General features: G+C 55.0%; 27 protein-coding genes. 18 read left to right on the plus strand and 9 right to left on the minus strand.

The features are described 5' to 3' along the window. Window positions 1–109 precede the first annotated feature (109 nt). Window positions 110–1,471 (minus strand): esterase-like activity of phytase family protein, encoded by a 1,362-nt coding sequence (locus AC6I8P_RS10875; protein WP_498030612.1) that lies wholly within the window; start codon window positions 1,469–1,471, stop codon window positions 110–112. Window positions 1,472–1,759: 288 nt separating this feature from the next. On the opposite strand from AC6I8P_RS10875, the gene AC6I8P_RS10880 reads away from it, so the two are divergent. From AC6I8P_RS10880 to AC6I8P_RS10905, 6 genes are all read left to right on the plus strand, one after another. Further along, window positions 1,760–2,341 (plus strand): response regulator transcription factor, encoded by a 582-nt coding sequence (locus AC6I8P_RS10880; protein WP_498030613.1) that lies wholly within the window; start codon window positions 1,760–1,762, stop codon window positions 2,339–2,341. A gap of 228 nt (window positions 2,342–2,569) precedes the next feature. Then, window positions 2,570–3,082 (plus strand): GNAT family N-acetyltransferase, encoded by a 513-nt coding sequence (locus AC6I8P_RS10885; protein WP_498030614.1) that lies wholly within the window; start codon window positions 2,570–2,572, stop codon window positions 3,080–3,082. 275 nt (window positions 3,083–3,357) lie between these two features. After that, complete coding sequence (locus AC6I8P_RS10890) at window positions 3,358–3,525, plus strand: con-10 family general stress protein (protein WP_021506316.1); 168 nt, start codon at window positions 3,358–3,360, stop codon at window positions 3,523–3,525. A 185-nt stretch (window positions 3,526–3,710) separates the two neighbouring features. Beyond that, on the plus strand, window positions 3,711–3,908 hold the full coding sequence (locus AC6I8P_RS10895; RefSeq protein WP_275029088.1) for a hypothetical protein: 198 nt from the start codon (window positions 3,711–3,713) through the stop codon (window positions 3,906–3,908). Further along, window positions 3,908–4,693: a hypothetical protein gene (locus AC6I8P_RS10900; RefSeq protein WP_275025213.1), complete on the plus strand. Its 786-nt coding sequence runs from the start codon at window positions 3,908–3,910 to the stop codon at window positions 4,691–4,693. The genes AC6I8P_RS10895 and AC6I8P_RS10900 overlap by 1 nt, the downstream gene beginning before the upstream one ends. 79 nt (window positions 4,694–4,772) lie before the next feature. Next, on the plus strand, window positions 4,773–4,895 hold the full coding sequence (locus tag AC6I8P_RS10905) for a hypothetical protein (protein ID WP_275025215.1): 123 nt from the start codon (window positions 4,773–4,775) through the stop codon (window positions 4,893–4,895). A gap of 49 nt (window positions 4,896–4,944) precedes the next feature. On the opposite strand, the gene AC6I8P_RS10910 is transcribed toward AC6I8P_RS10905, so the two are convergent. Next, the gene (locus tag AC6I8P_RS10910) at window positions 4,945–7,296 is read right to left on the minus strand and encodes a phosphoketolase family protein (protein WP_498030615.1); all 2,352 of its coding nucleotides are present in this window, start codon (window positions 7,294–7,296) and stop codon (window positions 4,945–4,947) included. A gap of 281 nt (window positions 7,297–7,577) precedes the next feature. On the opposite strand from AC6I8P_RS10910, the gene AC6I8P_RS10915 reads away from it, so the two are divergent. Then, window positions 7,578–7,877, plus strand: a complete 300-nt coding sequence (locus AC6I8P_RS10915; RefSeq protein ID WP_211075038.1) for a hypothetical protein — start codon at window positions 7,578–7,580, stop codon at window positions 7,875–7,877. Between the two features lie 193 nt (window positions 7,878–8,070). Beyond that, window positions 8,071–8,271: a hypothetical protein gene (locus AC6I8P_RS10920; protein ID WP_021506322.1), complete on the plus strand. Its 201-nt coding sequence runs from the start codon at window positions 8,071–8,073 to the stop codon at window positions 8,269–8,271. 31 nt (window positions 8,272–8,302) lie between these two features. Here the strand turns inward: AC6I8P_RS10920 and AC6I8P_RS10925 are convergent, their stop codons facing one another. The 6 genes from AC6I8P_RS10925 to AC6I8P_RS10950 form a co-directional block, all read right to left on the minus strand. After that, window positions 8,303–8,569, minus strand: coding sequence for a biofilm development regulator YmgB/AriR family protein (locus AC6I8P_RS10925; RefSeq protein ID WP_021506323.1), 267 nt, complete (start codon window positions 8,567–8,569; stop codon window positions 8,303–8,305). Between the two features lie 53 nt (window positions 8,570–8,622). Continuing rightward, window positions 8,623–8,913 carry a hypothetical protein gene (locus AC6I8P_RS10930; RefSeq protein WP_058769661.1) on the minus strand — a complete coding sequence of 97 codons (291 nt, stop codon included), beginning with the start codon at window positions 8,911–8,913 and terminating at the stop codon, window positions 8,623–8,625. A gap of 164 nt (window positions 8,914–9,077) precedes the next feature. Further along, complete coding sequence (gene ycgZ / locus AC6I8P_RS10935; RefSeq protein ID WP_021506325.1) at window positions 9,078–9,323, minus strand: regulatory protein YcgZ; 246 nt, start codon at window positions 9,321–9,323, stop codon at window positions 9,078–9,080. Between the two features lie 473 nt (window positions 9,324–9,796). Beyond that, a complete protein-coding gene (locus AC6I8P_RS10940) occupies window positions 9,797–9,982 on the minus strand; it encodes a con-10 family general stress protein (RefSeq protein WP_071813571.1) in 186 nt (61 codons plus the stop codon). Window positions 9,983–10,257: 275 nt separating this feature from the next. Then, window positions 10,258–10,719 carry a DUF421 domain-containing protein gene (locus tag AC6I8P_RS10945; protein WP_021506327.1) on the minus strand — a complete coding sequence of 154 codons (462 nt, stop codon included), beginning with the start codon at window positions 10,717–10,719 and terminating at the stop codon, window positions 10,258–10,260. A 12-nt stretch (window positions 10,720–10,731) separates the two neighbouring features. Then, entirely contained in the window at window positions 10,732–11,238 is a 507-nt protein-coding gene (locus AC6I8P_RS10950) for a hypothetical protein (protein WP_498030616.1), read from the minus strand. 232 nt (window positions 11,239–11,470) lie between these two features. Here AC6I8P_RS10950 and AC6I8P_RS10955 point away from each other — a divergent pair, with 232 nt between their 5' ends. The 10 genes from AC6I8P_RS10955 to dcuR all read left to right on the plus strand — a co-directional run bounded on the left by AC6I8P_RS10955 (window position 11,471) and on the right by dcuR (window position 20,181). Beyond that, entirely contained in the window at window positions 11,471–11,962 is a 492-nt protein-coding gene (locus tag AC6I8P_RS10955; protein ID WP_058769659.1) for a nicotinamide-nucleotide amidohydrolase family protein, read from the plus strand. A 317-nt stretch (window positions 11,963–12,279) separates the two neighbouring features. Further along, the gene (locus AC6I8P_RS10960) at window positions 12,280–12,447 is read left to right on the plus strand and encodes a con-10 family general stress protein (RefSeq protein ID WP_021506330.1); all 168 of its coding nucleotides are present in this window, start codon (window positions 12,280–12,282) and stop codon (window positions 12,445–12,447) included. Between the two features lie 158 nt (window positions 12,448–12,605). Continuing rightward, window positions 12,606–13,079: a YciE/YciF ferroxidase family protein gene (locus AC6I8P_RS10965; protein WP_021506331.1), complete on the plus strand. Its 474-nt coding sequence runs from the start codon at window positions 12,606–12,608 to the stop codon at window positions 13,077–13,079. A 27-nt stretch (window positions 13,080–13,106) separates the two neighbouring features. Continuing rightward, complete coding sequence (locus AC6I8P_RS10970; protein WP_021506332.1) at window positions 13,107–13,622, plus strand: ferritin-like domain-containing protein; 516 nt, start codon at window positions 13,107–13,109, stop codon at window positions 13,620–13,622. A gap of 36 nt (window positions 13,623–13,658) precedes the next feature. After that, window positions 13,659–14,528, plus strand: coding sequence for a manganese catalase family protein (locus tag AC6I8P_RS10975; RefSeq protein ID WP_021506333.1), 870 nt, complete (start codon window positions 13,659–13,661; stop codon window positions 14,526–14,528). A 226-nt stretch (window positions 14,529–14,754) separates the two neighbouring features. Beyond that, the gene (gene umuC, locus AC6I8P_RS10980; protein ID WP_498031165.1) at window positions 14,755–16,023 is read left to right on the plus strand and encodes a translesion error-prone DNA polymerase V subunit UmuC; all 1,269 of its coding nucleotides are present in this window, start codon (window positions 14,755–14,757) and stop codon (window positions 16,021–16,023) included. 388 nt (window positions 16,024–16,411) lie between these two features. Further along, complete coding sequence (locus tag AC6I8P_RS10985; RefSeq protein WP_223815622.1) at window positions 16,412–16,837, plus strand: hypothetical protein; 426 nt, start codon at window positions 16,412–16,414, stop codon at window positions 16,835–16,837. Window positions 16,838–17,183: 346 nt separating this feature from the next. Beyond that, window positions 17,184–17,720 carry a peptide-methionine (S)-S-oxide reductase MsrA gene (msrA, locus tag AC6I8P_RS10990; protein ID WP_059010355.1) on the plus strand — a complete coding sequence of 179 codons (537 nt, stop codon included), beginning with the start codon at window positions 17,184–17,186 and terminating at the stop codon, window positions 17,718–17,720. A gap of 114 nt (window positions 17,721–17,834) precedes the next feature. Further along, the gene (locus tag AC6I8P_RS10995) at window positions 17,835–19,469 is read left to right on the plus strand and encodes a sensor histidine kinase (RefSeq protein ID WP_058769658.1); all 1,635 of its coding nucleotides are present in this window, start codon (window positions 17,835–17,837) and stop codon (window positions 19,467–19,469) included. Continuing rightward, on the plus strand, window positions 19,462–20,181 hold the full coding sequence (gene dcuR / locus AC6I8P_RS11000) for a two-component system response regulator DcuR (RefSeq protein WP_021506339.1): 720 nt from the start codon (window positions 19,462–19,464) through the stop codon (window positions 20,179–20,181). The genes AC6I8P_RS10995 and dcuR overlap by 8 nt, the downstream gene beginning before the upstream one ends. Here dcuR and AC6I8P_RS11005 read toward each other — a convergent pair. Further along, the gene (locus AC6I8P_RS11005; RefSeq protein ID WP_498030617.1) at window positions 20,175–21,140 is read right to left on the minus strand and encodes an FAD:protein FMN transferase; all 966 of its coding nucleotides are present in this window, start codon (window positions 21,138–21,140) and stop codon (window positions 20,175–20,177) included. The genes dcuR and AC6I8P_RS11005 overlap by 7 nt on opposite strands. Between the last annotated feature and the right edge of the window lie 9 nt (window positions 21,141–21,149).

Consider the following 21,149-nt stretch of genomic DNA (forward strand, 5'->3'; position numbering starts at 1 on the left):
TTTACATATTAAACCCGGGTCCGCGATGCCCCCCCGATGAAGCAAGGGGGGCATTCAGCCATTAGCATTTTCGTGCTGGCACCGGTGTTCAGCGCCAGCACGGCAGCCTCTACGGTTGCAGCGGTTCCGCCAGCGTTATGATAAACAACTCACTGTCCGAGCTGGCTTTATCCAGCGGCTTCACGCTGATGGTGGTGGCAACCGGCTTATCATCTACCGTCAGCCTGCCCTGGTCGTTGATCCGATAATCCTTGCGCTTCTTACCTTCCACCGGATTTTGCAGCACCATTTTCACGCCGAAGTCATTGTCATTGATGACCGCCAGCGTGTTGCTGTCGATCAGGGCCAGCCCTTCGGCCTTCTCCTGCTGCCAGCCGAGTTGACGCAGATCCACCACCCGCGTTTTCGTTGCCAGCACGATGCCGCGCTGCGCCAGCGTTTTTGCGTCGTCAAACTCCGGGTAGTCACCGGCCTTATCGAATGCGGTCAGATCGCTAGCCTGACTGAGATCCACCTTATAGATAAGGTTACGCACCGCGTCGTCTTTGTCGCTGCCCTGCTCAATCAGCAGGATGTGCTGATTATCGATCGCCACGATATCGCCAATTTTCGCGTCACTGTTTTTACTGTACGCCTCGCTGTCGATAGGGTAACCATACATCGCGGTTTTACCGGTGGCCGGATCGAAGCTCACCAGGCGGGTAAAGCGTGCCTGCTTTTTACTTTTACCGTTGATATCCAGCGTGCTCTGCACCGCGGCGATGATGCGTCCATCCGGCATGCGCGTGATCCCTTCAAAGCCACGATTTGGCTGACGCCATTTAAGAACGTTCGGCAGACCACCCGCGATCGATTTTTCCCCTTCCATGGCCTGCGGCCCGTGAATCGCCAGGATCCTGCCCTGCTTATCAACGTTAATCAGGAACGGACCATACTCATCGCACAGCCAGTATCCGCCCTTCCCGTCCAGCGTAATGCCTTCCGTATCCAGACCCCGGTTATCGCCCTGCAGCACGTGCAACTTATCGCTTAGCGCGATCTCATTGGTTGACCCGATGACGCCATTTTGCAGCGGCAAGCCGTTAATATTGCCCTTTGCGTCGTGCAGCGGTCGGGCGTCCGTCGCCTGCGCTTTGCCGTTCTTCACCTGGATATTCATCAGCAGCGGCGCGAAGTCCGGCGTGACGAAAATTTTCGACTCCTGTTTACCCATGTCAGGCGAGTCGGCATTCGGTCCGCGATCGGTGATGGTCACAAAGTTGAGCGTATCTCCCTGCCTGCCGGTAAACAGCAAACCGGAACCGATGCCCACCGGCAAACCCTCCGGAAACGCGCTGGCGAACGCACCGCTGTAGCTTACGCGCGTCCCCTCAGGAAAAGTGACGCTATAGTGTTCGGTTTGCGGCTGCGCCGCCAGTGTTGATAACGAGAGGGTACAACCGAGAACCAGGGGAAGCGTTTTTCTTTTCATATTATTCATGTCCATACAGAGGAGCTGACACCCTAAAGACTAAAAATGACAGGAAAATGAAATTGCAGAGCAACAGTGGCGGCTGACATCCTCCCGGGCGATCTCGCCGGTTCGCAACCGCACCGGTTTTGCCTCATTCATCAGGGGCCGCCTTTCCTGTTACGCCCCCTGCAGCTCAGCCATAGCAGACATTTTTCAGCCATTCCCTACAAGCTGACGCAGGTCGTCTGATATCGGCTCAGCGCGGTTTCCGTTCAAATGGGTTAACCGCGTGCACAGGAGGAAACAATGCTGAACATCTTCACTATGGATAGCGACCGCTGGATTACGGAAGGGCTGCGCCTCTACTTTTCCGGGCTGATGATAAGCTGCCTTACGCTTACCTCGCCGGATGACCCGCTGCCCACCGGACGTGGACGTAACGTGATGATCAGCGAACTGCATTTTGCCAATAAAAACCTGGAAGAGACGCTGCGTAGCCTGCTGCTGATGCAGCTCAAAACACCGGGCGTTGAGCTGGTGATTCTCACCGACATCAGCGATGAAGCCGTGCTGAATTACGTGGCCCGCCACCTGAAGAAAGCGCTGATCCTGAGTAAAAAATGCCCGCTGGCGACGCTGGTCAGTGCGGTGCTGACGCCGGAAAACGTTGCCGCCGTCGCCGTACCGCACGGCAACGCCGATGTGCTGACCGAGCGCGAGTTCACGCTGCTGCGCTGGCTGGCGGGTCCGCGCCGCATGACTGAGATCGGGCATGCGCTGCACCTCAGCAATAAGACCATCAGCCACTACAAGAACACCATCTCACGCAAGCTGGGGTGTAAAAACCACATGGATTTTTACCATCGCCTCACCAGCTACGGCTTTTAATTCGCGCCTCCCGCCTCAATTCAGGATGTTCAGCCCGCTGGACATCCTGCGCCTGCCTCCTTTCCTGTTAAAAAATCAAGACATTCAGCCAACTTCCTTACCGCAAAAGGGATGACACCCGGTTTGATTCGCGCATAATGACGGGTCACCTGTACGGGCAGGATGCCCGCTGACACCCCCACTCTGCCGTAACGCAGGATAAAACATAAAAACTGAAGGAAGACTGGCATGGAATTCACCATACGCAACGCGCAGCCTGATGATGCCGAACTGCTGCATCAGCTGGGGCGCATGACCTACAGCGCCCACTTCAAACATATGTGGGTCTCCGAAGCCGAGCTGGATGAATTCATCGACAAAGAGTACGGCCTGGCCGAACTGCGCAGCAGCCTGGTAGCCCCCAACGAAAGCTGGCTGATTGCCGAAACCAACAAACCCATCGGCTTTGCCAAAGTGACCTGGAATACGCCGATACCGGACTCCGGCATGAGCGGTGCCCAGCTGAATAAGCTCTACCTCAATCCGCAGGAAACCGGTAAAAACTATGGCCGGCGCATGTTCGAAAGCATTATCCACGCCGCGCGCGATAAGCAGGAAGGCTATCTGTGGCTGGAAGTGATGGGCGAGAACGTGCGCGCACGCAAATTTTATGAAGCCTTTGGCATGCAGCACATCAAAGACATTCCTTTTATTACTGCTTCGCAGCAGAGCATCCTGCAGATTTTAGGCATGGTTATTTAGCGTGGCTCACGGCGCCGGGTCAGCTGTCTGGCCCGGCCGGTTGGGTGCACTGGAGTGTTTCATTTTATTACTTCACCGCCGCAAAAGTTTTAAATAAGCGCAGCGACAGCGCAGAACTATTGTTATTTCAACAAACTAAGATAAAAAATAAAAACGCCTTTTTTATGCGCCGTCACGCTTGCAGAAATAGCACCAGCGATTAGTATTAAATACGCAACACGCACATGACAGCGCAACAACGTCATGTTATTTATTACTCATGAAGAGGATATATTATGACTCAGCATCGAGGCGGTTCAGGTAATTTCGCAGAAGATAAACAGAAAGCATCAGAAGCCGGTAAAAAAGGCGGACAGCACAGCGGCGGCAACTTTAAAAACGACCGCGAAAAAGCGTCCGAAGCCGGTAAAAAAGGCGGTCAGAGCAGCAATCGCGGCTCGTGATTAGCCGGCCAGCACAGGATGAGGCGGCCATGGCGCAGGGAGCGCGCCGTTACCCACCGGATTATTGTCTTACCCTGCGCTGACTTTCCTCACGTTTAACAGATAACTCTGAAACAGCCTGAATCTGGCAGAAAACGTTATATGATCAAATATCTACTTTTGCCTTACAGGAACAGCCTGACGTGATACTGCGCTATTTTACCTCTCTTTTTTCCAGCCCGGAGTCATTACTGCAGGTGATGAGCCGCCAGGATATTCGTGAATCTATTCAGGAAGGTGACCGGATTATTATTGACGAAGACGGTAACGCTTCGGTTAATCCCCTGAGTCCGCAGGTACAGCAGGACTTTGCCAACCACGTTAAGCGCTTAAAGGATATCTGATGGGAACCGCGATATTTATGGTGCTGATGGTATGTGGCTACTGGTATACCAGCCGCGATATGTCCAGCCGGTTAAAAATAAAACGATCCTTCGGCTGGGACGTCTATTTCCTTATCGCGCTTTACGGCTGCATTTTCGTTGTCCAGGGCGTTATCGCCACCGGACTGGTGTGGCTGATACTGCTGGCGGCATCGGCCATCAATAACAACCTGGCGCTTTCTGCCGACCTGCATGCACGCTGGCACGTCGATTTCATGACCTGGAGCTTTCTTGGCATTCAGGCACCGGTGGTGATCATGCTGGCATTTGCCGTGCTGTTCTGTGTTTATCGTTCCAATTCCGGCAGCGCGCGCCTGACCGCCGGCAGCCGTAAAGAGCTGTATCAGCGCCTGTCACGCTCGAACGGAATTGAGCAGCTGCTGCTGCACTGCATGGAAGAAGGTGAGCTGGCGTGGGTGACGCTGAAATCGCGCCGTATTTACATCGGCATGATTCACGCCGCTACTTTTGAATATCCCAGCACCGCCAACATCGTGCTGATTCCGATGCTCAGCGGCTACCGTGATTCGCGCACGCTGAATCTGGCCGTTGAGCACAACTATAGCCGCTGGTATCACCAGCACGACATCAGCTTTGTTTCCACGCCGAAAAGCGCGCTGGAGTTCCGCAAGGTCCTGATGGTCGATCAGATTGAGAGCCTGTCGCTGTTCGATCCCGCCAGCGCCAGCGCGCTGGCCATGGGAAAATGCCAGCAGGCAGAGAAACGGCGGAACATACCGGGCTGAAATGCCCAGCCGCCCTTTACATCCGCGTTATCTGGCAACAGTGACGCGGCGTCACGTGGTAACCGCTAAGGAGTATGCAATGACCGATCGTCCCGTTCACGGCGACCAGCCGGATTACGATCCGCGCAAAAACAGCCCCGACCAGAAGCCGAAAGATGATGAAAGCAGTGCGCCTGAATCCGGGGATAAGCAGGCCGATTAAATTAAAAACCGCCTTCTCAGGCGGTTTTTTTTTCGCTGGCGGGGCCGATTTAGCCCGGCCACAGCCAGTTACGCACCTCCGGCACGTCTTCGCCGTGTTCACGCACATAGCGGTGGTGCTCCGCGATGCGCTGCTGCAGATCGTCGAGCAGTTCAGGATGGCGATCGGCCAGGCCCGGCACGTGCAAAATGGCCGCCTGCGCCAGATGATAGCGGTCCAGCTCGTTGAGCACCGTCATATCAAACGGCGTAGTGGTGGTGCCCTCTTCGTTGAATCCGTGCACGTGGAAACTGGCGTGATTGCGGCGCTGATACGTCAGACGATGAATCAGGCTGGGATAGCCATGAAAGGCGAAAATAACCGGTTTGTCGCGGGTGAACAACGCATCGAAATCCTCTTCCGACTTGCCGTGCGGGTGCTGCTGCTGCGTCTGCAGTGCCAGCAGATCCACCACGTTGACCACGCGAATGCGCAGCGTGGGCAGATAGTTTCGCAACAGATCCACCGCCGCTAACGTCTCCATGGTGGGCACATCGCCGGCGCAGGCCATCACCACGTCTGGCTCACCGGCATCACTCGCCCAGCGCCACTCGCCCATGCCGGCCTCACAGTGGGCAATAGCGCTGTCGATATCCAGCCACTGCGGTGATGGCTGCTTGCCGGCGACAATCACATTGATACGATCCCAGGTACGCAGACAGTGATCGCCCACCCACAGCAGGGTGTTCGCGTCTGGCGGCAGATAGATGCGCACGATATCCGCCTTTTTGTTCGCCACGTGATCGATAAAACCGGGATCCTGATGGCTGTAACCGTTGTGATCCTGGCGCCAGACGTGTGACGACAACAGATAATTGAGCGAGGAGATCGGCTGGCGCCAGCCCAGCTTGCGCGTCACCTTCAGCCATTTGGCGTGCTGATTGAACATCGAATCGATGATATGAATAAAGGCTTCATAGCAGTTGAACAGGCCGTGCCGCCCGGTGAGCAGATAGCCCTCCAGCCAGCCCTGGCACTGGTGTTCACTGAGGATCTCCATCACCCGGCCATCTCGCGCCAGCTGCTCATCATACGGTTTGATCTCCGCCATCCAGCTGCGGCTGGTGACGTCAAAGACCGGCGTCAGGCGATTCGAGGCAGTTTCATCCGGCCCGAACAGGCGGAAATTGTCGGCGTTGCGCTGAAAAATCGCACTGAGGTAGTGACCGAACTGCTTCGTCGCTTCGCCGCGCTGACTGCCCGGCGCGCCGGTCTCCAGCGCAAACTCGCGGATGTCCGGCGTGTTGAGCGTGCGGCGCAGCCGGCCGCCGTTGGCATAGGGCGAGGCGCTCATGCGTTTGTCGCCCAGCGGCGCCAGTGCGCGCAGTTCCGGCCTGAGTTTCCCCGCCTCGTCAAACAGATCCTCCGGCTGATAACTGCGCAGCCACTGCTCTAACAGTTGGCGATGCGATGCATCTTCGCGACATCTCGCCACCGGCACCTGATGCGCACGCCAGAAATCTTCCACCTTTTTACCGTCCACCTCTTTTGGACCGGTCCAGCCCTTTGGGCTGCGCAGCACAATCATCGGCCAGCGCGGAATTGTCTGCTGCGCCTGGCCGCTGCGCGCCTGCTGCTGGTACGCAGCAATCTTATCGAACGCATTATCCAGCGCTGCCGCCATTTGCGGGTGCATGTCGGCCGGATCGTGACCACAGACAAACAGCGGCTCATAGCCGTAACCGCTGAACAGCTGCTGCAGATCGTCATCGCTGCTGCGCCCGAACAGCGTGGGGTTGGCAATTTTATAGCCGTTCAGATGCAGGATCGGCAGCACCGCACCATCACGCTGCGGATTGAGAAATTTGATGCCGTGCCAGCTGGCGGCGAGCGGTCCGGTTTCCGCCTCACCGTCGCCAATCACACAGGGAACAATCAGCTGCGGATGATCGAAAACCGCGCCAAACGCATGCGACAGCGAATAGCCCAGCTCGCCGCCTTCATTAATCGAGCCCGGCGTTTCTGGTGCCGCATGGCTGGGAATGCCTCCGGGAAACGAAAACTGCTTAAACAGCCGCTGCATACCGGCGGCATCTTCACTGACGTGCGGATAGATTTCGCTGTAGCTGCCTTCGAGCCAGCTGTTCGCCACCATACCCGGACCGCCGTGCCCCGGACCACAGACGTACAGCAGATCCACCTCGCGCTGGCGGATGATGCGGTTGAGGTGCGCATAGATAAAGTTCAGGCCGGGCGTCGTGCCCCAGTGGCCGAGCAGACGTGGCTTGATATGCCCGGGCTGCAGTGGTTCGCGTAACAGCGGGTTGGCCATCAGGTAGATTTGCCCGACGGACAGATAATTGGCGGCGCGCCAGTAGCGATCGATCAGCGCCAGTTCATCGGCGGCACTCGGATTGGTCATGCCTCTTCTCCTTTGGTTAGCCATCAGTTAACCCTAATAGAGGATAGGCGATGCTGCGAGCCAGACGGTATTTCTGCACTGTTGCTATTAACCGCTGCGCTTATTCAATCTTTCACGAAAATATAAGCGCAGCGGTAAAAGCTGTACACGTAAATATTTTTTCCATTTTGTGCACTATTTAATGGGTCGTGACCCGCAAAACTGGCGCTTTTTCACTTTTGGTCTATTGTGCCTTCTACAGGTAATACCAGTAGAAAATAGAAAAATAAAAGGATCCTAAAATGGACTACAAAATGTTCGCTAACCGACTGCAGCAGTGGCCGCAGTTACATTTTACGGCGATTGAACTGCAGCAACGCGAGATGACCTGCGAGATCTACGCCACGGCGGCTGAGCACCAGACCATGAGCCAGCTGTTTATTTGTCGCGTCAGTGATGAAAAAAATGCGCAGGAATTAATCAGGCAGTATCGCAGCTGGCTGCATAAATTTAATCTCGGTCGCAGCAGGCGCGATAATTCCCGCCCGCCGCGCAGCGTGTCGGTGAATGTTCCGGGCGCAATAAGCGCAGCGCTAAAATAGAGTTATCGGCATGCTTAACCATTTTTTAGTTGCATGAGTCTGCTACAGCAGCGTATTACTATTCGCGCAGCGTGATAACACCTGGCAATGTGTCTGACTAATAACCTGTGCCATTTTCACTGACAGCAGAAAAAGGTGTTGGGTTGTTATCACCTGTGTAACACTGTACGGATATACAAGTCCCGGAGGTGACGTGAAACAAGTTAACCGTCCTGCACCGGATCTGTATGCGCTGATAGGCATCGCGGTGACGGAATTTATCAGGGAAGGTAGCGTATTCAGGATACATGACGTGACGCAGGTGCTGCATACGATGAAAGCAGACGCGCGTGATGAGGATTTCCGGCATCGCTGCGATGCCGCAATAAGGCTACTGGCAGATCTTATGCACTGAACCGATCCCCGCCTGCGCGGGGACCACTACCTCAGGCGTCGTCTGGCGTATAACCGACCACAATTTCCAGCGTTCTGCGCAGCACACTTGCCTGCGCTTCGTCCTGTGTCGCTTCCAGCGCCATAATCAGACATAGAATGATGGATTTGTTACTGACGCGGCCTTCGCTGGCCAGCACGCTACGAATGACATCATTCAGTACCGCGGCCTCTTCACTCAATGCCACTCCGGCATCGCGAAAATGCGCCGCCAGTTCCGTGTCCGGCAGCGCAGAATAGAGAGAGTGATTCTCCGACATCGTTCTTTTCCCGTACTGTGAGCAATACAGTCAGATTATAATTTAACTGTCAGTCAGTGCTTGCGGCTGCCGCCACCCTGACCGTTGTGGCCAAACAGCGGATGCACATTATCGCGATCCGATTGTTCGCCACGCCGCTTTTGTCCAGCCGTCATGCTCGACCGGACTTCATCGATTGCCGTGCGAATCGCAGCCGCCTGCGCATCATCGCTGGCCTGCTGCTGCATAATGTGGAGCTCATCAAGCAACGCCTGGGTGGTGACCGGCCCGGAACGCTGCAGCAGCGTTAACGCCGCTTCGCCGATGATCTCATCAATAAGAGTCTGGTGTTCGCTTCTGTTCATATCATAAGAAATCTCTGCATGCTGCCTGCCCCGACCGGGAGCGCGACAGAAAAACAGCGCCGCTATCCTGCGGCGCGATACAGCCCGTCACAAGTCATACATGCAGTGATACGTTATCAGAATGGCGTTTTCGTGTGTACAACCTGGACGCTTTCGCTTCGCTCTCAGCTCTCGCGTTCAAATAGCAGGCCAATCAGCTGGTGATAATGATGCTCTTCTTCCGTGGTAGAAGCGAGCTCCAGACGACGCAGCAGCTTAGTACACAGCGATTTACGGTTCAGATTACGGCCTTCACGCAGGATTTCGACCACGACCTGGCCCAGCGTCTCCTGCTGCGAAGGCAGCGTAGCTTTGCTAAAATAGTTGGCAATCGCCTCGACTGAGTTCGGAGTGTATCCGTTCTGGCGCATAAGTGACTCCCGTTAACATTAAATTGTCAGAAAAATGTTCTGGCTAAGTTGTACAAGTTTTTCAAAATCTGTACAAGAGGATAAACAACTGAATGGGGGATTTTTGTTGCAAAAAGTGCTACCGAAAAGTTATTAACCCATGCATAAATTGAAATTTTTTAACATCGCCAACGCCCGATCAGGTCCACATTAATAATGAGTCGATAACGTATCGCTTCGTTATCAGTGCCACCTAATCTGCCTGTTACTTATTTCCTCTCGCGCTAACAATCGTTATTGGTGGTTGCAGCCGCTGCGCTTATCAGATATTACCGCGCGTCATTTTTTCGTTCCCTGCAGCACGGCAGCTGGTGATATAAAATGCGTGCGGCGCAATGGACCACTCCCTGAATTGCGCCGCTGCGTTACCGATTAAGCCGCCTCAGGGTAGCTTAACTGATTACGCTGACTGCATTTATATTAAAGAAGGCGGTTTAAGCTTCCGCCGCTGCGGTTTTGCCGCGACGACTTACTTTTCCACCGCGTCTGCCCGCTTCTACTGCCCTTTCAGGACAGTTTTTAAAATTCCCGCTGCTGACGCTGCCGCCTTTTTTACCCGCTTCGCGAGCACGCTCGGTATTTTCTGCAAAATTACCTGCACCACCACGTCGTTGTGTCATATGTCACCCCATTGATAAAAATAATTAAGTAGTTAAACGACAGAATATCTCCACACAGGAACAATATGGATGGGATTGGAGATAAAACAACATTTAATATGCATATTTGCGCTGACAAAAAGCCATGCGCAAATGGTTATTTTCACCGCTGCGCTTATAGCGGGTTGCTTGTAAAGATTTTTTTTCAAACTTGTACAAAATAATTTTAGTGGTATAAAATCAATTAATTAACAAAAGTGTGATCTTTATCACAAACAAGTATTGAGAGATTGTTGCTATTTTTCAGTTTTATCTGAATTTTCCGGGATGATGGAAATATGACCGCTCACTTCCAGCACCGCGTATTTAATTTGATCGATGCGTTCCAGCCCCTGACCTGAACGCGCGGCCTCGAGGATATCTTCCCGACTGATGCCCGACATTTTTAGCCGCTGCGTTAATATCCGGCCATGCTCCACCAAAATCAGCGGTCCTCCCTCCGCCATTTGTTCGAATAGCGGAAAGCGCGCTTTGAGTTTGCCCAGCACAATATCAATAGTGATTAAGGTAATGATGGTGAGGCTGGCACCGGTAACGGAAAAGTCATCACCCAGCAATGCCTGCTGTGTGGCTTCGCTAATAATCAGCAGCAGAATCAAATCGAATGAGGTCATTTGCAGCAGTGTGCGTCGACCGGCAATTTTAAATACCACCATTAACAACAGATAAATGGCGGCTGCGCGTAATACCGTTTCCATAACGCTCTCCTTTTATGGGTAAATCCACTGCGATACCTTTACCGGTACCTGATGATTGACGTGCACGCTCAGCGCAACCCGTCCCGCCGTCTGCGGCTGAATCCCCAGCCAGATCACATGACCTTCTGCCGCCTCGCTGGCGTAAGTAAGCTGCAGCGTGTTATCCCGCGTGATGGCCTGCTGTGGCTGTGGCTGTAGCGTCTGGATCTGCAAATCGTCTAACGCGCCGCTGCCTAGCGTGACGGTGAAATGCTCGCCGCTCTGCGGTGCCACGCGAATCCGCAGGTTCATATTGCTGTCGATGCGACCAAAACGTTCATAGCGAATGCTGACGGAACCATCAGCCGACTGCGCCTGCCCGTCGCTTAATATGCCTTTGGAAAACAACCCGCAGGCACCCAGGATCACAATCACCATTAGCACGTATTCACCGATACGCTGTATAACGCTCTCCCTGCGTTGCCAGCGCATATCCTCCTGCACCGGATAATCACGGCTGGCTAACTCATCTTTCTTCATGGTGTTATTCCTCTTGCAGTTAATTAGCTGACATCATGTCGCTCCGGTTATTCCCTCTTCGTTCTGAATTTTAAGCTTAGCGGTAAACGCCGGGAGCTTCGGTAACAGTTTAATTCGGCTGAGCAGCGGTGCAGAAATTACTCCTATAATTCGGATGCACGCCGCTGGCAATGCATATGAGCAGCGGCAGAGACGGCGTTTATTAATTTCACTCTGACAAGGGATACAGAATATGGATGAAGAACTGGTTAATTTAGCGACCGAAGTGGGTAATAAATTACTGGCCGCCGGCCTGAGCGTCACCACCGCCGAATCCTGCACCTCTGGCTGGGTCGGTTCCGCGCTGGCGGCCGCCAGCGACAGTAGCCGCTTTTACAGCAGCGGCTTTATTACTTACACCAATCAGGCGAAGCAGCGCGTGCTGGGCGTCAGCGCAGAGACGCTGGCGCGTGATACCGCCGTCAGTGAAGCCGCGGTACGGGAGATGGCCTGCGGCGCGAAAAAGCTCTCCGGGGATACGCTGGCTATTGCCGTCAGTGGCTATGCCGGCCCGGACGGCGGTGAGGACGGCACGCCAGCCGGCACCGTGTGGTTTGCATGGTGTCTGGCAGATGGCAGCGTGCACACCAGCCGGCAGTGGTTTTCAGGTGAAGGTGAAGAAGTGGTGCGCAAAGCAACCCTTTTTAGTCTGGCGGAATTGAACCGTCTGCTCGACGCTATTTAGCGCCGCTTCGCCGTTCAATGATTAAACGTAAATAAATAAGCCGGGCGGATAAAATCCCCACCGGAGGAAAACGTGTTGAGCATAAATAATCATCAGGCGGGTTAAAAGCGAGACCGTAATATGGACCGGCTCGCTAAAAATAGCGTGGTTATTTTACACCACAATCTCCAGCCTTCTCATTAATATAGCGTTAGCGAGGCGTGAAAAATATAACCGTCGCGCTTGTCAGTGAGGCAGCCTGCATTAGTATTAAGTGTGCAAAACATGCATGGCGGCAGATGCGTCATGTTATTTATTACTCATCACGAGGTAATAGTATGACAGAGCATAGAGGCGGTTCAGGTAATTTCGCAGAAGACAAAGAGAAAGCATCTGAAGCGGGTAAAAAAGGCGGACAAAACAGCGGCGGTAATTTCAAAAACGACCGTGAGAAAGCGTCCGAAGCCGGCAAAAAAGGCGGACAGAATAGCCATCGCGATTCCTGATGCGCTGTAACGCAGAGTAAGGAATGTCTCGGAGCAGGGAATGCTCCGTCATCAACAGGATGACAGGGATTTATTGCTTCGTTTCATTCCCTCTCTTTAATCGCGTTATCACTTAATGGCTTCAGCCTCCCGTTAATCACCGATTCGGAGAATATTTCATGAAAGTTAAATCGCTACTTGATCTTTTTATTCACGATCTTTCGGACGTTTACAGCGCGGAGAAACAGATCACCCGTGCGTTACCCAAACTGGTCCGGGCAGCCTCCGATGAAAGTTTAAAAAACGCTTTTCAGCAACATCTGGAAGAGACCCAGGGACAAATTGAGCGCCTCGATCAGGTCGTAGAGAGCCACGATGAGCTGCGCATCATGCGTATGAAGTGCCACGCGCTGGAAGGCCTGGTAGAAGAAGCGCAGGAGCTGATTGAATCCACTGAAGCCGGCCCGGTGCGCGATGCTGGCCTGATCGGCGCAGCGCAGAAGGTTGAGCACTACGAAATTGCCACTTACGGCACGCTGGTGGCCATGGCGAAAAAGCTGGAGCTCAACCAGGCCGCAGAGTTGCTGGCTGCCACGCTGGCAGAAGAAAAATCCACCGATGAAAAACTTACGGATATCGCGGAAAAACAGTAACGCGACTGCCGTACAACGGAGGTAGATATGACGACCACATCCGCACTCTCGCATTATCACGACTGGCTGCGCGACGCTCACGCCATGGAAAAACAGGCCGAAACCATGCTCGAGCAGATGGCAAAACGCCTGGAAAACTACCCGCAGCTGCGGGCTCGCATTGAGCAGCATATCGAAGAAACCCGTCAGCAGCAGTCTCTGCTGGAATCCATTCTCGACCGCCACGGTATTTCCCACTCCAGCGTGAAAGACGTGATGGGGAAAATGGCCGCCATGGGCCAGGCGTTTGGCGGTACCTTCGCGGAAGACGAAGTGGTGAAAGGCGCTATCAGCGGCTACGTGTTCGAGAATGCCGAGATTGGCAGTTACACCAGCCTGATCAGCGCCGCCACGCGTGCCGGGGATCAGGAGAGCGTGGCCATTCTTAAACAGATCTGTGAACAGGAGATCGCGATGGCGGACTGGATGTTAACGCACATGCCTGAACTGACCGATCAGTTCCTGCTGCGCAGCGAAGACCCGGACGCGAAAGCGAAACGCTGATTTTCTCTTTTCGTAAGAGACTTTTTGAGGTGAGCTATGTTTCGACACGTTAAGAAATTGCAGTATACGGTGCGCGTCAGTGCACCGAACCCGGGCCTGGCCAATCTGCTGCTAGAGCAGTTTGGCGGTCCGCAGGGCGAACTGGCTGCGGCCATGCGCTATTTTACCCAGGGCCTGGGCGATGAGGATTTAGGACGCCGCGACCTGCTGATGGATATCGCTACCGAGGAGCTCAGCCATCTTGAGATTATCGGCTCGCTGGTTGGCATGCTCAATAAAGGCGCCAAAGGCAAGCTGGCCGAAGGCACTGAAGAGGAAGGCGAACTGTATCGCTCAATCACGGGTGCCGGTAACGATAGCCATCTGACTTCGATTCTTTATGGCGGTGGTCCGCCGCTGACCAACTCCGGCGGCGTGCCGTGGACCGCGGCTTACGTGGATACTATCGGGGAGGTGACGGCCGATCTGCGTTCAAATATCGCCGCCGAAGCGCGCGCCAAAATCATCTATGAACGCCTGATCAACGTCACTGACGATGTCGGCGTTAAGGATGCGTTAGGCTTCCTGATGACGCGTGAAGCCGCGCACCAGCTTTCGTTTGAGAAAGCGCTGTACTCCATTCGCGACAACTTCCCACCGGGCAAGCTGCCGCCAATTGAGCAGTATGCGCACAACTACTACAACATGTCAGAAGGTGATGACGTGCGCGGTAGCTGGAACTCCGATGACAACTTCGATTATGTGGCCGATCCGCAGCCGGCGGTGGATGGCGGCGATGGTCTGCCCTCCGTGACGCTGTCGCCGGATGAGCAGCGCGACATCGATGCGCTGGCCGCACGCACCGCGTCCGATCCGCTGATCGATCCGATCACCGGGGCGGAAGCGGGCAGCAAGAAGTCGCCCTGACGTTCAGTCAGACCAGGCAGTGACACATTTTTTTCTCGCGCAGTAACTGGCCCCTGGCCCACGGCGTTTCCCTGACGGGAACGCCGTTTTTTTCGTCCTGCTGTCTGTAACCACTCTGTTCTTTTCCCCCATCAGCAACCTGGCCGGACAGATCGATTTCTGCTTCTCATTTTTCCTGCATCTGACCTATACTGTTTTTATATACAGTATTTTCAGGGTGCCGATGATGTATGCATTGGTCGACGTAAACTCTTTCTACGCCAGCTGCGAAACGGTGTTTCGCCCGGATCTGCGCGGCAGGCCGATCGTGGTGCTGTCAAACAATGATGGCTGCATTATCTCGCTGAGCCGCGAAGCGAAGGCGCTCGGCATCAAAATGGGTGCGCCGTGGTTCAAGCATCGCGACGAGCTGATGCGTCATCAGGTGGTGGTGTTTTCATCTAACTATGCGCTGTACGGCAACATGTCGGCGCGCGTGATGGAGACGCTCGACCGGCTGGCGCCGCGCGTGGATGTCTACTCGATTGACGAGGCCTTTCTTGATGTCAGCGGAATTGAAGGCTACACCTCGCTGACGCGCTTTGGAGAGCAGGTACGTGACTGCCTGTGGAAAGAGACGCACCTGAAAGTGGGCGTCGGCATCGCGCCAACGAAAACCCTCGCCAAGCTGGCTAACTGGGCGGCCAAACGCTGGACCAAAGCCGAAAACGTCATGGACCTCTCTGATCCGGCGCGCCAGCGCGGCCTGATGCAGCGGGTGGGCGTAGAGGAAGTGTGGGGCGTCGGCCGCCGTTTATCCAGCAAGCTGAACCTGATGGGCATTCAAACCGCCCTGCAGCTGGCGGAGACGCCCACTGCGCTGATTCGCAAGCATTTCGGCGTGGTGCTGGAGCGCACCGTGCGCGAGCTGCGCGGCGAACCCTGTCTGGCATTTGAAGAGGTGATTCCGCACCGGCAAAATATCCTCTGCTCGCGCTCGTTTGGCGATCGCATTACCGACTATCAGGATATGCGCGAAGCCATCGCCAGCTATGCGGCACGCGCAGCGGAGAAACTGCGCAGCGAGCGTCAGTATTGCCGCTACATTGGCACCTTTATCCGCACAAGCCCGCACGATCCGCATCAGCCCTACTATGCCAACGCCGCCAGCCAGACGCTGATTACCCCTACCGCCGACAGCCGCGACATTATTCAGGCCACGCTCAACTGTCTGGATCGCATCTGGATCCCCGGCAAGCGCTACCTGAAAGGCGGCGTAATGCTGGGCGACTTTTTCAGCGACGGGGTGGCGCAGCTTGATATGTTTGCTGACTATCAGCCGCGCCGTAACAGCGATCAGCTGATGGCGCTGATGGATAAGATCAACGCCCACCAGCGCGGTGCCTTGTGGTTTGCCGGTCAGGGCATTCAGAAACCCTGGGCGATGAAACGCGACATGCTGTCTCCGGCTTACACCACGCGTATTAGTGACGTGCCGCGCGTGAAGGCAAAGTGACTTAATCTCTCTCCCGCGGCGACCCTGAACCTGTCACGCTACTCGGAATAATCGCAAGGCGGCGGGAGAGAAAATTGATAATTCACACCAATCGATACGCGATTAATGATAAAATTAATTTACAGATAATTGATCAATATCGGGCGCTGACGAATACAGCACTTAATGCTTAAACCTCACTGCCCTAAATGGCCGACGCTATTTTAAAATCAATGAAAATTTATTGCCGGCGCATCACAACAAAAACAAATCCATATCAAAAGGTTAGCCATAATTAAAATTGCCGCATCAGCAAAATGAGATAAAGCGCACCATTATAATATTGCGCAACCATTAAGGCCGTGATATTTAAATCTGGACTTTACAATAAACTTACAAAGAGGGAAAAATGAAAATTAACCTTATGGGTTTGATGGTGATGCTCGTTATCCTGTTAAGTGGATGTTCGTCGACAGGGGGTGAGGATAAATACAGCGCGACCTACGTTCAGTCACACATTAAAGAAGGGAAAACCACCAAGGCGGAAGTGCAGCAGCTTTATGGTGTCCCGGATGATAATCAAAAATCCTCTCAGGGCACCACCTGGATTTACGAGAAAAATGCGGATTACAGCAGCGCCTCTTCGCTGCTGGGCTACATCCCGGGAGCGGGAGCCGTATCCGGCGCGTTAGGTATGGCAAACTCAGCAAGTGAAGTATCCTCTACGGCAGGCAAAATGGCAGATAAACGTAGTGGAAATACCGAAATACACGGTAATAGACTCTATATCACTTTTAATAATAGCGATATTGTAGATTACTGGAGTATCCGTTAATCCGCACCGACAGAAAGCCATTTACCTGATGCGGCTCAGCTGAGCCGCATTATTCTATTTAAACAAGAATATTATCTGCTTCGTATCATCCGGGCTATTACGCGCAAATAAACCACGACATCTCACCGCTGAATAACGTTTTATCGCGCAGGTAAAAGCGCCGCTGGCAGATCAACTGGCGTGTGCATCAATGCTGCACCCGTGCGGCGCAAATCGTCTGCGCGCAATGGCAAGGCGCTACGGGCTAAGCCGCGCCAGGTTGCGCCAGAAATGTTAACAGAAAGCGGCTTGAATTCAGCGTGCTGAACCCCCACTCTAACGCTTTCGCCCTGACAGGAGTAAAACAATGGCAACCGAATATGCGATTATCGCGGGTGGCTGTTTCTGGTGCACCGAAGCAGTATTCAAAGATGTGATTGGCGTCGAGTCAGTCGAAAGTGGTTACACCGGCGGTGAACGTCCTAATCCCACCTACGAGCAGGTGTGCAGCGGCGCGACCGGCCACGCCGAAGCGATTCGCGTAGGCTTCGATCCGGAGAAGGTGAGCTACGGCGATCTGCTGGACATCAGCTTTGCCACCCACGATCCCACACAGCTGAACCGTCAGGGTAATGATGTCGGCACCCAGTACCGTTCGGCAATTTTCCCGGCTAACGCGGAGCAGGAAGCCGAAGCGATTGCGGCAATTGCCCGCGCGCAGGAAGATCACAGCGAGCCGGTGGTGACCACTATCGAGCCGCTGAAAGCCTGGTATCCGGCAGAAGATTATCATCAGGATTACTGGGATGGCGCGGGTCAGCGCAACGGTTACTGCCTGGCGGTGATCCCGCCGAAGCTGCAGAAACTGCGTAAAAGCTTCGCGAACCGGGTGAAACAGGCCTAACCCGCCCGCACTCCCCCACGGAAGGTCGTCATCGCTGACGGCCTTCCTGCATTTAGCGCGACCCGCTGCGGATTATCCGTCATAATAGCCCCCCGTTTTCCGCAGAGCACGACCATGATCTCACCACAGCAAGCCACGCCGGTGCGCAGGCGACCGATGAAGCTCAACACCCTGGTAACGCTGATGCTCAGCGCGGTGATTGTGCTGGTGCTGCTGAGCGTACACATGTTTTATTTCTTCCAGATTGGCGCCGCGACGCGCAGCCAGCTGGAGGATAAAGCCATGGCGGTGGCGCGCACGCTGGCGAAATCACCTGAAATTCAGCAGGCGCTGCGCCTGCCGCCCGACCGGGCCGCTATCCAGCCCATCGCCAAAGCGGTGGAAGAGAGCAACCATCTGCTGTTTATCAGCATCACCAACATGGATGGCATCCGCTACTCGCACCGTAATCCGGAGCTGGTGGGCAAACACTTTATCGGCCCGGACATCGAACCGGCGCTGCGCGGCAACGAGAATGTCTCCGTGAATCAGGGCTCGCTGGCCAAATCGCTGCGCGTGTTTACCCCGGTGTATGACGCCCAGCAGCGGCAGATTGGCGTGGTGGCTATCGGCATCTCGCTGGAGGCGGTCACCGACCAGATCAACCAGAGTCGCTGGAGCATTCTGTGGACCATTCTGATCGGCACTTTTGCCGGCGCGGTTGGCACCTTCATTCTGGTGCGCGTGCTGAAGCGTATCCTGTTCGGCCTCGAGCCATACGAAATTTCCACCCTGTTTGAGCAGCGCCAGGCGATCCTCAACTCCGTCAAGGAAGGCGTGGTGGCGATGGACGATCAGGGCGAGGTGACGCTGGTCAATCAGGCGGCGCGCCAGCTGCTGAGCGATAAAATGGGCAGCAGCGTGGTGAGTACCGCGCGCATTTATGATGCCTCGGTGATCGACCAGCATCTGCAGGAAGTGCTCAACGGCGGTCGCGCACGGCGCGATGAGGAGCTCAACGTCAATGGCCGACTGCTGCTGAGCAACACCGTGCCGGTGCGCAGTCAGGGACGCATTATCGGCGCGGTCTGCACCTTCAGGGACAAGACCGAAATCAGCCAGCTGATGCAGCGTCTGACCGGCATGGTAAACTATGTTGATGCCCTGCGTGAGCGCTCGCACGAGTTCATGAATAAGCTGCATGTGATCCTCGGCCTGCTGCACATGAAAAATTATGCGCAGGTAGAAGCCTATATTCTGAAGACCGCTAATAACTATCAGACGGAAATCGGCTTCCTGCTGGAGAAGATCAAATCACCGGTGATTGCCGGTTTTCTGCTCAGCAAAATTAACCGCGCCTCTGATTGCGGCCATCGTCTGACCATCAGCGATGCCAGTTACCTGCCGGACAGCGGCAACGAGCAGCAGATGGCGGCGCTGATCACCGTGGTCGGCAACCTGGTGGAGAATGCGCTGGATGCGATGAGTGAGCAGACCGAGGGCGAAATCCACGTCATGCTGCACTATCAGAACGGCTGGCTGACCTGTGAAGTGAGCGATGACGGACCGGGTATTGCGCCGCAGCATCTGGCAACCGTGTTTGACAAGGGCTTCTCTACCAAAGGCGAGGATCGCGGGGTCGGCCTGTTCCTGCTGAAACAGCAGACGGAGCACCTCGGCGGCAGCGTCAGCGTGGAGTCCGAGCCCGGCGTGTTCACCCAATTTTTAGTCCAACTTCCGTGGGATGGAGGAACCAAACCGCATGATTAACGTGTTAGTGGTCGACGATGACGCCATGGTGGCCGAGCTGAACCGCAGCTTTATCGGCCAGGTACCGGGCTTTCACTGCGTGGGTACCGCCGCGACGCTGCAGCAGGCGCGCGAGTTCCTGTTCAATAGCGAAACGCCGATCGACCTGGTGCTGCTGGATATCTATATGCAGCAGGAGAACGGGCTCGATCTGCTGCCGGAGCTGCGCCAGGCGCAGAGTTCAGTGGAAGTGATCATCATTTCGTCAGCGGCCGACGCGGAGAATATCAAAACCTCGCTGCACTACGGCGTGGTCGACTACCTGATCAAACCGTTCCAGTTCCCGCGTTTTGAAGAGGCGCTGACCGGCTGGCGGCAGAAAAAATCGCTGATGGACAACCAGCACTACTACCAGCAGTCGGACCTCGATCTGCTGATGCACGGCAGCCCGGCCACCCAGCACGACAACAAACGGCTGCCGAAAGGCTTAACGCCGCAGACGCTGCGCACGCTGTGTCAGTGGATTGACGCCCACCCCGGCCATGAGTTTTCTACCGACGAGCTGGCGGCCGAAGTGAACATTTCACGCGTTTCGTGTCGCAAGTACCTGATCTGGCTGGCGCAGATTAATATCCTGTTCACCAGCATTCACTACGGTGCCACCGGCCGCCCGGTGTATCGCTATCGCCTGCAGCCGGAGTACCATTCGCTGCTGCAGCAGTACTGTCAGTGACGCAGCTGCCAGCTGAAATCCAGCTGGCTGAAGCGGAAATGGCGCGCCGGCGAGCAGATAATCTGCCGATTGCGGGTGACAAACACAGCGTCGATATCAGGCTGGCCGGCGAGATACGCCAGCCCCTGCTCTACGCCCATGCCGTACAGCAGCGTGGTATAGATATCGCCATCCAGCGAGCGATCGGCAATCACCGTCACGCTCAATAACTCATTGTCCAGCGGATAGCCGGTGTGCGGATCAAAGATGTGATGCCAGCAGCGGCCGTCGCGTTCAAAGTAGCGCTCATAAATCCCGGACGTCACCACCGATTTGCCCTGCACCTGCAGCGTACCCAGCAGCTCATCGTCCCGGCCAAACGGTTTTTTGAGCCCGATGCCCCAGCCCTGCGGCTGATGCGGCGGGCTGCCGAGCGTCTGCACATTGCCACCGAGATTAATCAGCGCCTGCGCAACACCCTGCTGACGCAGAAATGCCTGCACCACATCGGCGATGTAGCCTTTCGCGATGGCGCCCAGATCGATATCCATGCCCGGCAGCGGCAGAAACACCGAGTGCTGTTCGGCATCGAGTACCACCTGATGCGGATCGGTGAGGCGCAGCAGCGCCTCAATCTCCGCTGCGGGCGGCACTTCTCGTCCCTGAAAACCAATCTTCCAGCGTTTCACCACCGGACCGATGGTGAAGTTAAACGCGCTGTCCGGCAGGATGCTCACCGCGTGCGCCACACTAATCAGCGCAAACACCGGCGCGCTCACCACCACCGGATGGCGTCCGGCGGCGTGATTAATGGCCATCACTTCGGATTCGGCGCGGTTGACGGTAAACAGGTTTTCCTGCTGTTTGATCAGGCGAAAGACCTGGCTGGCCAGCGTGGGATTGTCTTCGAACAGTTTGAGCAGAATGGGCGAACCCATGAGGACGGCAGAATAGGAATGGACGCCAGCGTCGCTTGTCATTGTGGCCCC

It is taken from the genome of gamma proteobacterium symbiont of Lampromicra miyakona (assembly GCF_059730895.1).

What these genes read in the sequence shown, in the direction of transcription:
- AC6I8P_RS10875 (WP_498030612.1), bottom strand. Translation starts at nt 1,471, where the DNA reads ATGAAAAGAAAAACGCTTCCCCTGGTTCTCGGTTGTACCCTCTCGTTA.
- AC6I8P_RS10880 (WP_498030613.1), top strand. Translation starts at nt 1,760, where the DNA reads ATGCTGAACATCTTCACTATGGATAGCGACCGCTGGATTACGGAAGGG.
- AC6I8P_RS10885 (WP_498030614.1), top strand. Translation starts at nt 2,570, where the DNA reads ATGGAATTCACCATACGCAACGCGCAGCCTGATGATGCCGAACTGCTG.
- AC6I8P_RS10890 (WP_021506316.1), top strand. Translation starts at nt 3,358, where the DNA reads ATGACTCAGCATCGAGGCGGTTCAGGTAATTTCGCAGAAGATAAACAG.
- AC6I8P_RS10900 (WP_275025213.1), top strand. Translation starts at nt 3,908, where the DNA reads ATGGGAACCGCGATATTTATGGTGCTGATGGTATGTGGCTACTGGTAT.
- AC6I8P_RS10905 (WP_275025215.1), top strand. Translation starts at nt 4,773, where the DNA reads ATGACCGATCGTCCCGTTCACGGCGACCAGCCGGATTACGATCCGCGC.
- AC6I8P_RS10910 (WP_498030615.1), bottom strand. Translation starts at nt 7,296, where the DNA reads ATGACCAATCCGAGTGCCGCCGATGAACTGGCGCTGATCGATCGCTAC.
- AC6I8P_RS10915 (WP_211075038.1), top strand. Translation starts at nt 7,578, where the DNA reads ATGGACTACAAAATGTTCGCTAACCGACTGCAGCAGTGGCCGCAGTTA.
- AC6I8P_RS10925 (WP_021506323.1), bottom strand. Translation starts at nt 8,569, where the DNA reads ATGTCGGAGAATCACTCTCTCTATTCTGCGCTGCCGGACACGGAACTG.
- AC6I8P_RS10930 (WP_058769661.1), bottom strand. Translation starts at nt 8,913, where the DNA reads ATGAACAGAAGCGAACACCAGACTCTTATTGATGAGATCATCGGCGAA.
- ycgZ (WP_021506325.1), bottom strand. Translation starts at nt 9,323, where the DNA reads ATGCGCCAGAACGGATACACTCCGAACTCAGTCGAGGCGATTGCCAAC.
- AC6I8P_RS10940 (WP_071813571.1), bottom strand. Translation starts at nt 9,982, where the DNA reads ATGACACAACGACGTGGTGGTGCAGGTAATTTTGCAGAAAATACCGAG.
- AC6I8P_RS10945 (WP_021506327.1), bottom strand. Translation starts at nt 10,719, where the DNA reads ATGGAAACGGTATTACGCGCAGCCGCCATTTATCTGTTGTTAATGGTG.
- AC6I8P_RS10950 (WP_498030616.1), bottom strand. Translation starts at nt 11,238, where the DNA reads ATGAAGAAAGATGAGTTAGCCAGCCGTGATTATCCGGTGCAGGAGGAT.
- AC6I8P_RS10955 (WP_058769659.1), top strand. Translation starts at nt 11,471, where the DNA reads ATGGATGAAGAACTGGTTAATTTAGCGACCGAAGTGGGTAATAAATTA.
- AC6I8P_RS10960 (WP_021506330.1), top strand. Translation starts at nt 12,280, where the DNA reads ATGACAGAGCATAGAGGCGGTTCAGGTAATTTCGCAGAAGACAAAGAG.
- AC6I8P_RS10965 (WP_021506331.1), top strand. Translation starts at nt 12,606, where the DNA reads ATGAAAGTTAAATCGCTACTTGATCTTTTTATTCACGATCTTTCGGAC.
- AC6I8P_RS10970 (WP_021506332.1), top strand. Translation starts at nt 13,107, where the DNA reads ATGACGACCACATCCGCACTCTCGCATTATCACGACTGGCTGCGCGAC.
- AC6I8P_RS10975 (WP_021506333.1), top strand. Translation starts at nt 13,659, where the DNA reads ATGTTTCGACACGTTAAGAAATTGCAGTATACGGTGCGCGTCAGTGCA.
- umuC (WP_498031165.1), top strand. Translation starts at nt 14,755, where the DNA reads ATGTATGCATTGGTCGACGTAAACTCTTTCTACGCCAGCTGCGAAACG.
- AC6I8P_RS10985 (WP_223815622.1), top strand. Translation starts at nt 16,412, where the DNA reads ATGAAAATTAACCTTATGGGTTTGATGGTGATGCTCGTTATCCTGTTA.
- msrA (WP_059010355.1), top strand. Translation starts at nt 17,184, where the DNA reads ATGGCAACCGAATATGCGATTATCGCGGGTGGCTGTTTCTGGTGCACC.
- AC6I8P_RS10995 (WP_058769658.1), top strand. Translation starts at nt 17,835, where the DNA reads ATGATCTCACCACAGCAAGCCACGCCGGTGCGCAGGCGACCGATGAAG.
- dcuR (WP_021506339.1), top strand. Translation starts at nt 19,462, where the DNA reads ATGATTAACGTGTTAGTGGTCGACGATGACGCCATGGTGGCCGAGCTG.
- AC6I8P_RS11005 (WP_498030617.1), bottom strand. Translation starts at nt 21,140, where the DNA reads ATGACAAGCGACGCTGGCGTCCATTCCTATTCTGCCGTCCTCATGGGT.